Origin of the sequence: Paenibacillus andongensis, from assembly GCF_025369935.1 — a bacterium.
GTDB classification, from domain to species: domain Bacteria; phylum Bacillota; class Bacilli; order Paenibacillales; family NBRC-103111; genus Paenibacillus_E; species Paenibacillus_E andongensis.
The window spans coordinates 7,533,961-7,548,953 of sequence record NZ_CP104467.1 but is presented as its reverse complement, the minus strand read 5'-3'; the positions used below and the strand labels follow the sequence as shown (position 1 = coordinate 7,548,953).

General features: G+C 46.7%; 11 protein-coding genes and 1 pseudogene. 7 read left to right on the top strand and 5 right to left on the bottom strand.

Annotation, left to right across the window (positions count from 1 at the left end; translation table 11 throughout):
- Positions 1-173: 173 nt before the first annotated feature.
- A pseudogene (locus NYR53_RS33855) lies at positions 174-1,724 on the bottom strand (catalase); the annotation flags it as partial.
- Positions 1,725-1,890: 166 nt separating this feature from the next.
- Here NYR53_RS33855 and NYR53_RS33850 point away from each other — a divergent pair.
- From NYR53_RS33850 to NYR53_RS33830, 5 genes are all read left to right on the top strand, one after another.
- On the top strand, positions 1,891-2,880 hold the full coding sequence (locus NYR53_RS33850; RefSeq protein WP_261303326.1) for a substrate-binding domain-containing protein: 990 nt from the start codon (positions 1,891-1,893) through the stop codon (positions 2,878-2,880).
- Positions 2,877-4,340: a sensor histidine kinase gene (locus tag NYR53_RS33845; protein ID WP_261303325.1), complete on the top strand. Its 1,464-nt coding sequence runs from the start codon at positions 2,877-2,879 to the stop codon at positions 4,338-4,340. The genes NYR53_RS33850 and NYR53_RS33845 overlap by 4 nt, the downstream gene beginning before the upstream one ends.
- Positions 4,315-5,682 carry a response regulator transcription factor gene (locus tag NYR53_RS33840; RefSeq protein ID WP_261303324.1) on the top strand — a complete coding sequence of 456 codons (1,368 nt, stop codon included), beginning with the start codon at positions 4,315-4,317 and terminating at the stop codon, positions 5,680-5,682. The genes NYR53_RS33845 and NYR53_RS33840 overlap by 26 nt, the downstream gene beginning before the upstream one ends.
- Before the next feature lie 253 nt (positions 5,683-5,935).
- Positions 5,936-7,387: a sugar porter family MFS transporter gene (locus NYR53_RS33835; protein ID WP_261303323.1), complete on the top strand. Its 1,452-nt coding sequence runs from the start codon at positions 5,936-5,938 to the stop codon at positions 7,385-7,387.
- Positions 7,388-7,812: 425 nt separating this feature from the next.
- The gene (locus tag NYR53_RS33830) at positions 7,813-8,472 is read left to right on the top strand and encodes a cupin domain-containing protein (RefSeq protein ID WP_261303322.1); all 660 of its coding nucleotides are present in this window, start codon (positions 7,813-7,815) and stop codon (positions 8,470-8,472) included.
- A gap of 105 nt (positions 8,473-8,577) precedes the next feature.
- Here the strand turns inward: NYR53_RS33830 and NYR53_RS33825 are convergent, their stop codons facing one another.
- Together NYR53_RS33825 and NYR53_RS33820 are read right to left on the bottom strand one after the other, a co-directional pair.
- Positions 8,578-9,894: a sensor histidine kinase gene (locus NYR53_RS33825; RefSeq protein ID WP_261303321.1), complete on the bottom strand. Its 1,317-nt coding sequence runs from the start codon at positions 9,892-9,894 to the stop codon at positions 8,578-8,580.
- Positions 9,891-10,583: a response regulator transcription factor gene (locus NYR53_RS33820; RefSeq protein ID WP_261303320.1), complete on the bottom strand. Its 693-nt coding sequence runs from the start codon at positions 10,581-10,583 to the stop codon at positions 9,891-9,893. The genes NYR53_RS33825 and NYR53_RS33820 overlap by 4 nt, the downstream gene beginning before the upstream one ends.
- Positions 10,584-10,782: 199 nt before the next feature.
- On the opposite strand from NYR53_RS33820, the gene NYR53_RS33815 reads away from it, so the two are divergent.
- A complete protein-coding gene (locus NYR53_RS33815) occupies positions 10,783-11,217 on the top strand; it encodes a DUF6220 domain-containing protein (protein WP_261303319.1) in 435 nt (144 codons plus the stop codon).
- 5 nt (positions 11,218-11,222) lie between these two features.
- Positions 11,223-12,104, top strand: a complete 882-nt coding sequence (locus tag NYR53_RS33810) for an SGNH/GDSL hydrolase family protein (RefSeq protein ID WP_261303318.1) — start codon at positions 11,223-11,225, stop codon at positions 12,102-12,104.
- A gap of 57 nt (positions 12,105-12,161) precedes the next feature.
- Here NYR53_RS33810 and NYR53_RS33805 read toward each other — a convergent pair whose 3' ends face one another.
- Together NYR53_RS33805 and NYR53_RS33800 are read right to left on the bottom strand one after the other, a co-directional pair.
- Positions 12,162-13,361: an MFS transporter gene (locus NYR53_RS33805; RefSeq protein ID WP_261303317.1), complete on the bottom strand. Its 1,200-nt coding sequence runs from the start codon at positions 13,359-13,361 to the stop codon at positions 12,162-12,164.
- A gap of 359 nt (positions 13,362-13,720) precedes the next feature.
- Entirely contained in the window at positions 13,721-14,749 is a 1,029-nt protein-coding gene (locus tag NYR53_RS33800; RefSeq protein WP_261303316.1) for an NADH:flavin oxidoreductase/NADH oxidase, read from the bottom strand.
- Between the last annotated feature and the right edge of the window lie 244 nt (positions 14,750-14,993).

Sequence of the window (14,993 nt, the reverse complement as noted above, 5' to 3'; positions counted from 1 at the left end):
GAAACAAAAAAAGAGGAAGGCTAGGCTGCCGGGATTACCAATGTTGTAGTTTCTACAACAATTCAAATGGCAAAAACGCAAAAAGACCCGAGAGAGGTCACTTTTTTCAAAGAGTCCATCTTTCGGGTCACAGTTCTATGAGTATTATTTGGTCATTTTCGAAAGTTTAAATTCTAATATCCATCGGTTCGCTTTCCTGAGTTCTCGGCCATTTCAGCGCCATCTCTTTCGGAATCGGAACCGAGGTGTGCCGAATCGACATTAGCTTGAGCAAGGCCTTCAGAAACACGTCGACCGTAATCCGCATCGGCCTTTGTGAAATATTCGATCATTTTACTCTGGATAATTGGCTTACATATCTTCAGCGCATCTACCAAATTAGCAATCAATTCATCGCGTTCCCAATCTTCGAATTTGCGGTAGGTATCTCCGGCTTGCCCAAAGTCATTGGTTCGGCTGATTTTTTCACGGACTAATTTGTCATTATACATCGGTTGATGTTCTTTGCCTAAAGGAACCGCTTCTTTTAACCCTCCAAGCGAAGAGGGCTCGTAGTTTACATGCGGATTCTGCCCGGGTGCCCGATCCACCATGATGGCCATTTGCCCATCTCGTTGGTTCGTGGCTACACGTGTTTTGGGGGCATTAATCGGCAGCTGAAGGTAGTTCGTTCCCACGCGATATCGCTGGGTATCGGAGTAGGAGAAGGTTCGGCCCTGCAGCAGCTTGTCATCGGAGAAATCAAGTCCATCGACCAGAACCCCCGTACCGAAAGCGGCCTGCTCGACTTCGGCAAAGTAATTGTCCGGGTTTTTATTCAGAACCATTTTGCCCACGGGTAAAAAAGGAAATTGTTCATGATCCCAAAGCTTCGTCGGATCAAGCGGGTCGAAGTCGAGCTCAGGATGCTCGTCATCACTCAAGATTTGAACACAGAGCTCCCACTCCGGATACTCGCCGCGTTCGATGGCTTCATACAAATCCTGCGTGGCATGACTTACGTTTTTACCCTGAATGCCTTCTGCTTCTTTCTGAGTCAGGTTCTTCATTCCTTGCTTCAGCGGTTCCCAGTGATATTTGACTAATACGGCTTGCCCGTCTTGGTTGACCCACTTGTAGGTATTCACACCTGACCCTTGCATTTGTCGATAATTGGCTGGAATTCCCCACGGAGAGAAAACGAATGTGATCATATGAGTGGCCTCAGGAGAGTTCGATACGAAATCGAACATCTTCTCTGGATTTTGCAGGTTGGTAACGGGGTCTGGCTTGAAGGCATGAACCATGTCCGGGAACTTCAACGGATCGCGAATAAAGAAGATCTTCAAGTTGTTGCCGACTAAGTCCCAGTTCCCGTCCTCGGTATAAAACTTTGTGGCGAATCCACGCGGATCACGAAATGTTTCCGGAGAGTAATTGCCGTGAACGACAGTAGAAAATCGGACAAATACAGGGGTTCGTTTACCCGCCTCTTGAAAAAGCTTGGCCCGTGTATAGGTGGAAATAGGCTCTTTACCCACTTTGCCATAGGCCTCGAAATAGCCATGAGCACCGGCACCGCGTGCATGTACAACACGTTCTGGAATGCGCTCCCGGTCAAAATGAGATATTTTCTCGATATAATGGTAGTTTTCGAGCGTTGAAGGTCCTCGATTTCCAATGGTTCTTATGTTTTGATTATCTGAAATCGGATGACCTTGACGATTCGTTAAGGTCATCTCTTGGTTGTCTTTGTCCATTGTCCCCATTCATCCTTCCTTAAATTGTCAGTAGTACCTTTTGCCATGTATAGGAAAATTATTCATCATCGCATACTAAACGAGATTTCCGTTTTATCGGCAGGCTCTGTATAATAAATCTATATTTTTTACTAAACCTCGGGGGTGCTCCATGTCGAATAGAAAGTGGACTGTGGGGCTGATAGGCATATTTCTAGTATTCTGTTATTTTCTATTTCAGTTTTTATCTTCTACACTTAAGATTGATCAACTGGTCGGGCAAATGGAGCAGGGCAAGGTAGAGGATAAACGTATCAAGCACGTTGTGCTTATAGCTCAAGAGATCGACAATCCATTCTGGAGAACGGTGGAACAGGGAGCAAAAGAAGCCGCGGCGCAGCTGGGTGCGAAGATTGATTACATGGGGCCGATTCGCATTAATCCTGCTGAGCAAATGAATCTTCTGGAGAAATCAATTGCTGCCAAGCCGGATGCCATTTTCGTCCAAGGGATAAAAGATCCGCGCTACGATGTTCTGATCGGCAAGGCTATCGATCAAGGTATTCCAGTGATTACAGTTGATGCAGATGAGCCTGAGAGCCGGCGACTTGCCTACGTGGGAACAGATAATTGGGAAGCAGGCAAACGCATGGGAGAGCTGGTGGTGAAAGCTGGTGGCGGGAAAGGCCGTATCGGTGTCATTATCGGGAGCGAACTGGCGGATAATCAACAGCTGCGTCTAGAGGGTTTCCGTTCCATTATTCGAAATACGCCAGGATTTGAAATTGTAGCCGTCCGCTCATCGAATATTTCACGGATTCAAGCAGCTAAGCAGACTGAAGCTATGTTAAACCAATACGCAAGTATTCAGACGATGGTGGGATTTAGCTCCTTAGATGCTGTTGGTATCGTGGAAGGATTGAAGGCAACGAATCGAACAGATGTAAGCGTGTACGGATTTGATGACTTAGATGAAACCAGGCAGGGCATCGCCCAAGGAGCAATCCTTGCTACCATCGTTCAACATCCCAAAGAGATTGGATTCAAATCCGTTCATTTGTTAGCGGAAATTTTCAAAGGGGGCTCCATTCCCGTCCAGCACTTCACCGCTACGGATATTCTGGATAGTAACCATTTGAAGCCAAGTGTGGGCAGCCCATGAATATACGTAGAATGCTATTTGTTGTCATTCCGGCGCTTTTTATATTGAATAACGCGGTCGCTTATTTCATCTTTGAAAGTGGAAGAACGGTGCAGCAAAGCTATAATGTGATGCTGGATCGGGTATTATTGTACAAACAAATTGCCGGACAAACGCAAGAGAATCTTCGTGCTCTGAATGTCTACTTAATGGATCGAACGGAGAACAGCCGCAAGGCCTATATAAGTCAGAGGGATGAGCTCAATCATCTGCGGGAAAGCTTGTCTGCACAGGGGACGACTATTCCAACTACGGATCTTACAGTCCGCAGCTATCGTAATATGATCGATACTTTTATAGGGCAAGAAGCGGGAGTCATAGAGGCTTTAAATAGCCAAAGCTCTTTGGCTTATGCGGCTTTCTACGAAGAGGCAGAGCAGACAGCGGCGTTCATCCAAGCAGAAGGACATCATCTTATTGACCTGGAACTCAGTTATTATCAGCCTTTTTACAGACAAATTCTTATTCAAACAGAAGTTATGAATCATTGGGGAGTCGCTATCTTTATCTTGAATACACTGATAAGTGTCTTGTTTGCTTATTGGATCTCCCTAGGTATTACCCGACCGATCAAGCAGTTGGCCTTAACAGCTCAACAAATTTCAGACGGGAATTTGCAAGCGCCCCCTCCGCAGGTTAGCGAGCATAATGAGTTTGGTATGTTGTCTAAAGCTTTTGGGCGCATGCAAGATAATTTGAAAGATCTGATTATGAAAGAGAAAGAAAGCTTGGAAAAGGACAAGCTGGTTAAGGAATTGGAGCTGGAAGTTTTGCAAAATCAGATCAACCCGCACTTTCTCTTTAATTCCTTGAATGTCATATCCAAGCTTGCTCTGCTTGAGGGTGCTGAGAAAACAAGCGATCTTACGGTATCTATGTCCAATCTTCTTCGGTATAATCTTCGAAAATTGGATCGTCCAGTGACGCTGAGGGATGAGGTCGAGCATGCCAAAGAGTATTTTACTATCCAGCAGGCCCGCTTTCGCGACCGGATTCAGTTCGTAACGGATATTGATGAGAGCGGACTGGATGTGTACGTTCCCATGCTAACCCTGCAACCGATACTAGAGAACGTTTTTGTCCACGGTATTGAGGGAATGGAAGAAGGGGCGGAGATTAAGCTGGTTATTGCATGCGGGCCTAGTGAGGTAAGGGTTGCCATATCAGATAATGGGATCGGTATGAGCGAGGAGGTCCGTGAGTCTCTGCTTCACTTCGAATCCGCACCGCTGCCTGACCAAGAAAAAGGACAATCTACGGGGTTAGGGACGCGCAATGTGTTTAAACGACTTGAATTATTTTATGGAAAAAAGAATCTTGTAGATATTCACAGCGAGCCGGGCCGAGGGACGACTGTCCTCATCCGGATTCCTGCTGCAGGAAAGGAGGATGGAGATGTATCGCCTACTGATCGCAGATGATGAAGCTTTAGAGAGAGAAGGCATCGAGTGGATTGTTACCCGCATGATGCCGAATACGTTTGAAATTATTCATGCAGAGAATGGTCGCGTAGCTATTCAAAAGGCAGATGAATTACGGCCGCATATTGTCCTGATGGATATTCGGATGCCGGGCATTCAAGGACTTGAAGCTTTAAAGGAAATCAAGGCTCATAGTCCGCAGATCAAGATGGTTCTGGTTACAGCCTATGAACACTTTGAATATGCCAAAGAAGCCCTTTCCTTGGGGGTAAAGGAGTACCTGATCAAACCGGCTAAACGCGATCAAATCGTTGCACTTCTAGAGCGGTTGGTAGCTGAAATCGATCAGGACCAAAGAAAGCGCGACGAGGAGTTCGCCATGCGCGATAAGTACTTCCAGCTGCTCCCGCTGGCGGAAACGGAAATGGCTCTGGTCTTTATGTCCGATCAGGTGAATGAAACCGAGGTGGGGTATCTGGCTGATATCCTCGAGCTTTCCATAGATAAAGGATGTGCGCTTGTACTCGCCTTGCCGGAATTCGGGCATACATCCGAACAGGAATTAAGCCTCGAGAAGAAAAAGCTTTACGAAACGGTAAAAAATTTCGCCAAAGGATTTATCAAGAATAGGGTCGGTTGTGTGGTCAGTTCCATGGTCCATTGGCACATGGTCATTTTTCTACTCGAGAAGGCTGAAATCAAGGATGAGGTGTTGCGGGAAGAGGCTCATTTCCTAGGCAATAAGCTGGTCGAGACACTCCGCCAACAGCGCAGCATAGACGCTAATGTAGGCATCGGGTCCGTCCAAGTGGATATGGAGGGAATAAGGAGATCGTATTTTGAAGCCGTCTTCGCATCCACGTATCCTAAAGAGTGGGGTAACCTTTGCTCTTTTGAGGATTTGAAAATGCAATCCCTAGAAGGTGAGCGTGAAACGGCTGATAAGTTGATGGCAGACAACACATCTGAACGTACTTACGTGGAATTGGCCATCAAACGAATCCGTGAGGAGCGTGAGCAGCGAACATGGAGTGTCCTAGACAACGCCATCACGTTCATTCAAGAGAAATTCCGCGAGGAGCTATCCCTTGAAGATGTGGCGGAACATGTCCACTTGAACCCGTATTATTTCAGTAAAGTATTCAAGCAGCAAACAGGAGAAACCTTCATCGATTATGTGACAAGGCTGCGGATCGAAAGGGCCAAAGAATGCATAAGGGACGGGCAATTCAGCCTAAAGGAAGTCTGTTATATGGTGGGTTATAAAGACCCTAACTATTTCAGCCGAGTATTTAAAAAGGTAACTGGGGTAACGCCTACCGAATACCGCAGTCAAGTATAAAAGAGGGTTCATGCTGAGCAGCATGGACTTTTTTGTTTTTACGGGACAAAAATATGCTAGTCTGTCGCCCTATCTCCGACGGAGAATGACAGGCATCAATATTATGCTTGTAATCAACAAATAAGTGAAGGGAATTGGCCCCTGAATTGAACAAAACCCATGGTATAATGAGTCTCGCATTAGACAGATTTACGATTTTTTACGATAAAAGACTCGCACGCGGGTGCGGATAAGTCAGAAGGGATAATCGCTTATGAGCTCACATATAAACCATCAAGACCAACAAGTAAGCATGAAGTTTGTTACGCTAGTTTCAATGGTTGCCGCTTTAGGCGGTTTATTATTTGGATTCGATACAGCTGTTGTGTCGGGTGCAATCGGTTTTATGAAAGAACGTTTCGACCTCAGTGAGGTGGAAGTGGGCTGGGCGGTCTCCAGCTTAATCATCGGGTGTATCGTTGGAGCCGCAGGATCCGGTATGTTGGGGGACAAGTTCGGTCGGAAAAAAGTGCTGATTATGGCTGCGATCCTATTTATTATCGGGTCCATCGGTTCCGCCATTCCAGACACGTTCACCGGTTATATTATTGCCCGTATTATTGGTGGACTTGGGATTGGGATTACCTCAACGCTATGTCCTCTTTATAACGCGGAAATAGCGCCTGCCAAGTATCGCGGCCGTCTAGTGGCCCTGAATCAGTTCGCGACGGTGACTGGTATCTTCCTCGTATATTTCATTAACATGGGCATTGCGGGATATGGTAACGACGCGTGGGACGTTTCAACAGCTTGGCGGTGGATGTTTGGTTTCGGGGTTCTTCCCGGCTTGCTGTTCTTAGTATTGCTTTTCTTTGTGCCTGAAAGTCCGCGATGGTTGATCAAGCAGGGGAGAGCAGCAGAGTCTCTTCCGATTCTGCTTAAGATTCACGGCGACGAATTGGCCAGACAGGAAGTACTGGATATCAAGGAGTCGTTCATGCAGGAAAGCGGATCGATCCGCCAGCTGTTCAGCCCCGCTTTGCGGCTTGCTTTAATTGTAGGTGTAGGGCTGGCTGTTCTCCAGCAAGTTACGGGGATTAACGCGATTATGTACTATGCCCCTGAGATTTTCAAGGAAACAGGAGCTGGCACGAATGCTTCGCTGATTCAGACCATTCTGGTCGGTTTGATTAATTTCCTCTTCACCATTCTTGCTATCTGGCTGATCGATAAGGTAGGACGTAAGGCTCTTTTGCTCGTCGGATCTGCCTCGATGACAGTTTGCCTAGTCGTAATTGGCGCCGCCTTTCACACCGGACAACCTTCCGGGCCATTGGTGCTCATCTTTATTTTATTGTATGTAGCTTCCTTTGCAGTATCGCTTGGGCCTGTCGTGTGGGTGATTATGTCCGAAATTTTCCCGAACCGTATTCGTGGAAAAGCTACGGCGATAGCTTCTATGGCGCTATGGACAGCGGATTATATCGTATCGCAGACCTTTCCGCCGATGCTTGGCTCCGCAGGACCCGCGGTGACATTCTGGATATTCGGTTTCATGTCCTTGGTTACATTCTTTTTCACTTGGCGTCTAGTGCCCGAGACAAAGGGAAGATCGCTGGAGGAAATCGAGGCCTTGTGGTCTTCGAAGAAAGTCACTAATTTGAATAAGGACAAAGAAGTAGAGGGCATCTCATACAGAACTTTGCCGGGCACACCCGAATCCTAAGTGCTCTTTATGGCACGATATGGCGGTTGTTGCGATCCTCTTCACCCATAAAAAGGAACAACGATTCGCTATTTTGAGCAAATGAGAGCTAACCAGGCATCTCGCGGAACGAGGATACCTTATTTCTTTAAAAAACACGCTGCAGGCGCAAAAATGGATCAAATAACGTCTCCTCGTTCCGCATGAACCGAAATTTGAGCAAATCTCAGGAAATAACGCCTCCTCGTTCCCTTTGGATAGGTGGGGATAGGAACATGTCCCATCTATCATGCGAAAAGAACCCCAACTCCACAAAAAGGAGCTTTGAGGTTCTTTTTTGCAATTAAACAGCAACAGCGGCTGCAAAACTAGTCATCTGTCACGAATTAACTTCTAACGCATACCATGTAGTTAAATGATCACGTGCGAAATGGAGTTGTTCCGAAGTGACTACACCTGAGATAGCATATACAAAACCCGATGTTCAGTACTTTTTTGATATCAATAAAAACCGATTAAAAACTAGGAATGCTGAAAACTTTATTAATCGATTGGGACGAGAAAACCTAAACACACTTGGTAACGTTTCTTTGCTTGATATTTATTTAAGCAAGGGACGTGTTGTTGAACCACATTATCATCAAAATGCCTCAGAGCTTGTTTATTGTATTACGGGAACGGCTAGGGTCTCCCTAATTAATCCTTTTAATAATGTGATTACCAATGTGACGATAACCCCTGGACAAGTGGCCAATATTCCACAGGGTTGGTGGCATTGGGAAGTGGCTTTAGAAGATGGTACCCACTTGCTCGCAATCTTTGATGCGCCATATCCAGAGTATATTTTCGGGTCTGATATTCTTACGAAAACACCAATAGAAGTCCTTGCCCATACGTATTGTTTAGATCCTGAACTATTGAGGAAAACTCTTAAACCTCTAGATAATCAGACCATTATCATTGGACCTACGGATGAATGTGTGTCAGAAATGCATAAGCGGCAGGCCTATCCTTCGTATTCCAACATGCCAAGTCATCCTCATGCTGCTCCTCAATACCAGTATCCCCCTCAAAACAATTATAATTATGGGAATCAACAGCGTTGATCATTCGTTATCAATTTGTGGATGGCATGCAAAAAAGGAAGGTCATAATTCCGTTTTCTTTAGAGAAAATCGGAGTAGAGCCTTTCTTTTTTTGTTTCTATCAAGTCATGAAATCCACCCTGTAAAAATTGCGCCTCCTGATGTTGATCGATTCTGAACGATAAGGTCCCCGCTATGTGCCCGTAGAATTCGGCGTGAAATCGTAAGCCCAAGCCCGGTCGCCCCGCTGTCTGGATTTCTTGATTCGTCTCCTCGATAGAAAGGTTCAAAGATATGAGGTAGATCTTGATCGGCAATACCCGGTCCCGTATCTTCAACGATGAAAGAGATCTGGTTCTTCTCCATGTAACACTTCACTTTAATTGTTCCATTAGACGGGGTATGCCGGAGAGCGTTGTCGAGCACATTTCTCACCGCACGGCTAAGTAGATGGGCATCACCTTGAAGCATGCACGGCTCATCCGGAGGATCATAAACGATCGCCAATTGTTTTTCCCGGGCGATAGCATGATAATCATCCAGTGTTTCAGATAGCAATGTGTTGAACTCTACTTGCTCTAAGCGTTGGATTTGCCCCATATATTCCATCTTCGTGTACGCAAAGAGATCCGAGACTAGGCGATCGAGTTGTTCAGCCTTGTGGGAACAGATCGTGATATACCTGGAAATTTTCTCCGGATTATCGGTAAGTCCCCGTTCCAGCCTAGTCAAAAAACCACGCAGAACAAACAGCGGCGACCTAAGATCATGAGCGATCGCACTGATAAAGAACCGACGTTCTTCCTCCAGCTTGGACTGGCGTGTTAACGACTCCCGAAGTCCGTTACCCATCGCTTGGAAGGATGCACGTACATCAGCGATTTCCGCGACGGTCGATCCGGGCAGTTCAAAGTCTAGATCACCACCGGCAATCCGTTTTGCTGCTGCACTCATGGCTTCGAGAGGCTTTACGACCACTTGGCCCATTTGATACCCGATAAATAGGATAGCAAGTATCGCAGAGAGCACGGCACAAATAGTGGCTGTAACGCTACCTCTACCTTGATCTGGCATGTATAAGAGCACATTCCCCAGCAACTGCCCTCCTTCCACAACAGATGCTTGTCGAGCTGGATTTGCTCCGGATTCGATGGCAGCGGAACGGAAAATCTCGCGATCTGCAGAATCCAGAAGCAAGACTCCCATGTGATAAGGAATGGTTTTTTCGCGCAGCGCCGATTGCCAACTCGCGTCCCTCCAAAAGGAAATGTTCGCTGTCAACTCGCTTACTACCGTAGTTAATGCAATTTGTTGCTGCGTCTGTAGGTTTCGTTCGAATACATACCGATCAAGCATGCCTGGAATTTCATAGAATAAACGGGGAATAACGAGGATGATCAACATGCCGAAAAGCATCAATCGGCGTATTTTTAACGTCTTCATCTGGGCACTCCTTCAAAGCGGTAACCGACTCCCCAAACATTTGTAATGAGTGTAGGCTTTTTGGCATCGTCTTCAATCTTCTCACGAATACGGCCAATATGAACCGTGACCGTATGCTTGTCTCCAATCCCATCCCAAAATCGATGGAGCAGCTGATCATAAGTAAAGACTTGACGAGGGTTTTCCGCCAATAAACGCAATATATCGAATTCCTTAGGAGTAAAAGGAACCGGCTTACCTTCAACTCTTGCTTCATGTGCTTTTAAGTCGATGACTAGCCGGTCGAAACTTAATTCGAGCTTCTGCTCTCTTTCGTTATTACTGTAACGACGGAGGACGGCCTTTATGCGTGCTACGACCTCTTCGGGGGTAGCGGATTTAACAATATAATCATCTCCACCTAAACTCAAACCTCGTATTTTATCCACGTCTTCGCCTCGTGCGCTGAAGAAAAGGATAGGTGTGTCGCTCATACGGCGGATTTGTCGGCAGAGTTCAAAGCCGTTCTGACCGGGCATCATGACGTCAAGGAGGATACAGTCCACGCTCGTTTTATTCAATATTTCCATAATCTCCCCAGCGTCAAACGATCCGATTACCCCGAATTGTTCATCTTCGAGAAAGTCTCGCATCAATTCGACGATGGTTCGATCATCATCAACGATCAATACCGTTCGCTTACGGTTCATGGGTAAACCTCCAATATTCTACTTCAAGAAGGGTCTTGCTTGTATTGTATCACATGAAAAATCACCAATCGCCGTTTTGACAGAATTGGTATCCTTTGTTGATCGTTTTGTGACTTTATCCCGCATTGTTTTGTGAGGATTAACGGTTAGTATAAGAGCAGTTGAGAAATGTAAAACGAACTGGAAAGGAGAGGGGAGTATGGAAATCGGTATAGAAAACAAGGGGGCTTCTACCGGGGTGGATGCTGCGAATACCCAACGGCTGCCGATAATCGTTCGAGGGGTGCGTCTTTTCTATGAAATACTGGCTTGGGCGTTCTTACTTTGCATCATCGTACAGGTTTTCATCGCCGGCTTGGCCAGCTTCATGGATCCGGCCGATTGGGAAATACACAAGATGTTTGTGCGGATATTCGCGTTGACTCCCTTAGTGATGTTCCTGCTTACGTTTGTTGGGAGAATTCGAGGACAGGTTCGCTGGTTATGTCTCGGTTTATTCGGTATGGTCATATTTCAGTTTCTTACTGTTCAGATCTTTACATCCGCCTTTGTGTTGGCGGCGTTTCATCCTGTTATTGCGCTGCTGTTGTTCTGGGGTTCGGTCACAACCGTGAAACGAATACCTAGAGGGTAAAGTCTATGCAGATAAAATATGGAACAAGAAAAGGAGCGGCCAAACCGATGGAACCTACGATGAATCCTCTATGGACAAAGCTTGTTCAGTTCCAACATCCTGATAAGATGCTGAGCTTCGCGAGCAATCTTGATGAGAAATTGATAGCGGCACTTTACGGAATGGATATGGAAAGCTATGTTGCTGTAAAACGGCAATTGGAAGATCAGGCGCATGAAGCGGCGATTCAATTGCTTCAAGATCAAGGTTTCGCTGACCGTGTTGATCAGTTGCCCTTTAAACCGGGAGAGACGGTCATCGGTGTTGGAGAAAGTACGACCGACGATCTGCTTTCTTGGCTGGAGATCTTGCGTCACCTTCTGTTGGAGCGGCGGCCGCATGACGGGATTCGCATCATCAACGAAGGTGTTTCGGGCAGCACATCCACACAGATTCTTGGGCGTTTTAGCGGAGTTATGGCCAAACAGCCCGATTGGATCATTTGCATGATCGGGGGCAACGACGTGCTGCGTATAGGGCCGGAGCCGACCAAAACGCAGGTTAGCCTAGAAGAGACGGCTAAAAACTTGTCGGCAATCCGATATGTCGCCGCAGCGCAGACCAAGGCGCATTGGGTTTGGATAACACCACCGACTTTCGACGAGAAGCGAGCGGGTATGAATCCGCATTTTCAGCGGGGGCAGCTTGTTTGGCGCAATGATGACATCATCGCAATCGGCGATAAGATCCGTGGACAGCCGGAAATTGTTGTCGATACGCAATTAGCAACCCGATTCCCAGCAGCACCTGAACTGATCGGTCCGGACGGTATCCATCCATCCATAGCCGGACAGAAAGCGATCGTTTCTTGGTTGGTTGAGGAGCTCACTGGGGGGAAAGCGGAATGAAATTGATCGTGTTCGGCGCCATGCGGGGTGCCTCTTTGTATCATGATAGGTATAAGATTAAGCCTTAGCAGGCTTACGCTCTGCGAGATAGCAAGCAAATCCTAGGACCAGCGCCAGTCCTACGAGTATAGCGCCGACCCAAGGGAGGGATGTGATGGATAGATGTGTAATGACCCATCCCCCAATGAAAGCGCCAGATGCATTTCCTAGATTACCGGCAGAATGGCTGGAGGTAGAGGCAAGTGCTGGCGCCGCCTGTGCTAGGCTCATGATTCGTACTTGCAGCCCAGGAAACACAGCGAAGGAAGCAGCTCCCCACAGGAAAATAGTCAATACGGCAGCGATTGGACTATAAATGGTAAAGGTGAAGAGAGTGAGAAGGACACATATCGAAAGGTAAAGTCCCAGTATGGAAGGCATCAGCTTCCAGTCCGCAAGCTTCCCGCCGACGATATTGCCGATGGTTACTCCACAACCGAAGAGGACTAGAATCCAAGTTACGCTATGCTCAGCAAAACCAGTGACCTGCACCAGCAGTGGCGTAATATACGTAAATACGGCGAATAAGCCGGCGTTGCCTAGTGCTCCGATCAGCAGGTATAGAAGAAGCTTGGGCTTGGCGAGAGCGCTAATCTGCTTAACGATACTTGCAGGTTTGTCATGCCGAATTTGCGGGATAAAGATAAGAATACCGATTAGTGCAATGATTCCCATGATTGCAATCGCGCCAAATGAGGATCGCCACCCCATATGTTGACCGATGAATGTCCCCAGAGGAACGCCGATAATATTGGCAATGGTGAGACCGGCCATCATAATGGAAACGGCCCCGGCCCGCTTGTCCGGGCGCACAAGATTGGAAGCGATAACAGCTCCAACGCCAAAGAAAGTTCCGTGTGTCAATGCGGTTATCATACGGGCTCCCATCAGAATGGCATAGTTTGGAGCGAAAACAGAGATTCCGTTACCGAGAATAAATAAGATCATAAGCAGACATAACAGTTTCTTCTGCGGGATTCGGTGCGTGAGAACCGTCAGTATCGGCGCGCCGATAGCTACCCCTAGAGCATACATCGTAATTAGCTGTCCTGCGGATGAGATGCTGACATGCAAATCAGTAGCAACATTAGGCAGAAGCCCCATGATGACAAATTCAGTCATTCCAATGGCAAAGGCGCCAACGGTAAGAGAAAGTATAGAGATGGGGAACGGTTCTTTGGCAGCTTGTTCCTTGGTAATGCGGTGTGATAACTCCATGATGTCAAAGCCAACCTTTCTGTTGTGTAGACTAAAGCTCCAATCGTAATCAACTCGTGCCGATCAAGAAGACCTTTTTCATATTATTTAGTTTTCTAAGTGTATAATCAAGACATTTCTTTTAAAAGAAATGTAAAGAGGTACGGTTTTTTGTGAATTTTTGCCGAAGGGAAAAAGTGGAGGGATGAGCTGTCCCCACATTTAGGGACACAGAAAACAAAAAAATGAGAAGGCAAGGTACTCTTACCTTCTCATTTTTTGTTTTGACGATTGCTTAGGAAAGCCACCCGGCCACTAGTTTGCGGAACGTAGAGAACGTAGAGGCACTATTTCGGGAAAACAGCCCCTCTCTTTTCATATCAGTAAGCTCGAGCATACTGTTTTGGAACATTATTCGGTTCATTGCGAAGCGTAATGGCTGCATGTGTAGCCCAGTACGGATCACGCAGCATGCCCCGTGCAATCGCGACAAGGTCGGCATCTTCACTGCCGATAACGGATTCAGCAAGCGCTGGATCTTCGAGCATACCTACAGCAATGACGGGGACATTCAGCGCCTCACGGATTTTACGTGCGAATGGAACCTGATAGCCCGGGTAATTGCCTGGTTTTCTCTCGCCAGCGGGTCCTTCTCCGCCTGAGCTCACATGAAAAGCATCCACACCTGCTGCTTGGTAGGCTTTGGACAGCTCGATGGCATGATCAATATCATACCCGCCATCGGCATACTCCACTGCGGAGATGCGGAAGATGAGCGGCATATCAGCAGGCATTTCTTTTTTGACGGCTTGAATGACTTCTACGCCAAAACGGGCAAGGTCTTGACCATAAATATCGTCGCGCTTATTCGTTAGAGGCGATTGGAACTGATGAATCAAATAGCCGTGAGCTCCGTGAAGCTCGATCGTATCCACACCGGCTTGTACAGCACGGCGGGCTGCGTCACCGAATTTTTGAACCACGTCTTGGACCTCTTCGGTTGTAAGGGCGCGCGGCATTTTGTAAGCAGCTCCTGGAAATTTAATCGCAGATGGGGCAATGGGAACTGCCGCGTCTTCTGCTTTGCGTCCAGCATGAGCGATCTGAATCCCGATTTTGCCATTATGCGCGTGTACACCGTCGATAATTCTAGCGAATGCCGGAATATGATCATCTGACCATATGCCTAAGTCAAAATCGGTAATGCGGCCATCAGGGTCAACATCCGTCATTTCCATGATAATGAGGCCCGTACCGCCAATAGCGCGGCTAAGATAGTGAACGTAGTGCCATTCATTCGGCTTCCCGTCTTTGGCTGTAACCGAATATTGACACATTGGCGCCATGACTATGCGATTATTTACGTGCAAACCTTTCAGATCATACGAATCAAACAATTTCTGAGTCATTCTTGTAACCTCCAAAGATATATTTTAAACGCCTTTATGAAGACAACCCTTACGAGAGTTCCTATTTGCAACTAACAGTTACGCCATTTATTATTAAGGGTATTGCAATTAAAAACAAGTACCTACTTTTAAGTACTATAGTATCAAAAAGTATACTAAAGGACCGGCACGCTAATTTGGAATAACTAGAGTTTTTCGTAAAGTTATATAAATAACGAATCAAGCTTCTGTCAGGCATGGGTAA

Excerpts from the sequence above, each read along its gene's own strand:
- NYR53_RS33845 (WP_261303325.1), top strand. The coding sequence starts at position 2,877 with ATGAATATACGTAGAATGCTATTTGTTGTCATTCCGGCGCTTTTTATA.
- NYR53_RS33835 (WP_261303323.1), top strand. The coding sequence starts at position 5,936 with ATGAGCTCACATATAAACCATCAAGACCAACAAGTAAGCATGAAGTTT.
- NYR53_RS33800 (WP_261303316.1), bottom strand. The coding sequence starts at position 14,749 with ATGACTCAGAAATTGTTTGATTCGTATGATCTGAAAGGTTTGCACGTA.
- NYR53_RS33805 (WP_261303317.1), bottom strand. The coding sequence starts at position 13,361 with ATGGAGTTATCACACCGCATTACCAAGGAACAAGCTGCCAAAGAACCG.
- NYR53_RS33825 (WP_261303321.1), bottom strand. The coding sequence starts at position 9,894 with ATGAAGACGTTAAAAATACGCCGATTGATGCTTTTCGGCATGTTGATC.
- NYR53_RS33815 (WP_261303319.1), top strand. The coding sequence starts at position 10,783 with ATGGAAATCGGTATAGAAAACAAGGGGGCTTCTACCGGGGTGGATGCT.
- NYR53_RS33810 (WP_261303318.1), top strand. The coding sequence starts at position 11,223 with ATGCAGATAAAATATGGAACAAGAAAAGGAGCGGCCAAACCGATGGAA.
- NYR53_RS33820 (WP_261303320.1), bottom strand. The coding sequence starts at position 10,583 with ATGAACCGTAAGCGAACGGTATTGATCGTTGATGATGATCGAACCATC.
- NYR53_RS33850 (WP_261303326.1), top strand. The coding sequence starts at position 1,891 with ATGTCGAATAGAAAGTGGACTGTGGGGCTGATAGGCATATTTCTAGTA.
- NYR53_RS33840 (WP_261303324.1), top strand. The coding sequence starts at position 4,315 with ATGTATCGCCTACTGATCGCAGATGATGAAGCTTTAGAGAGAGAAGGC.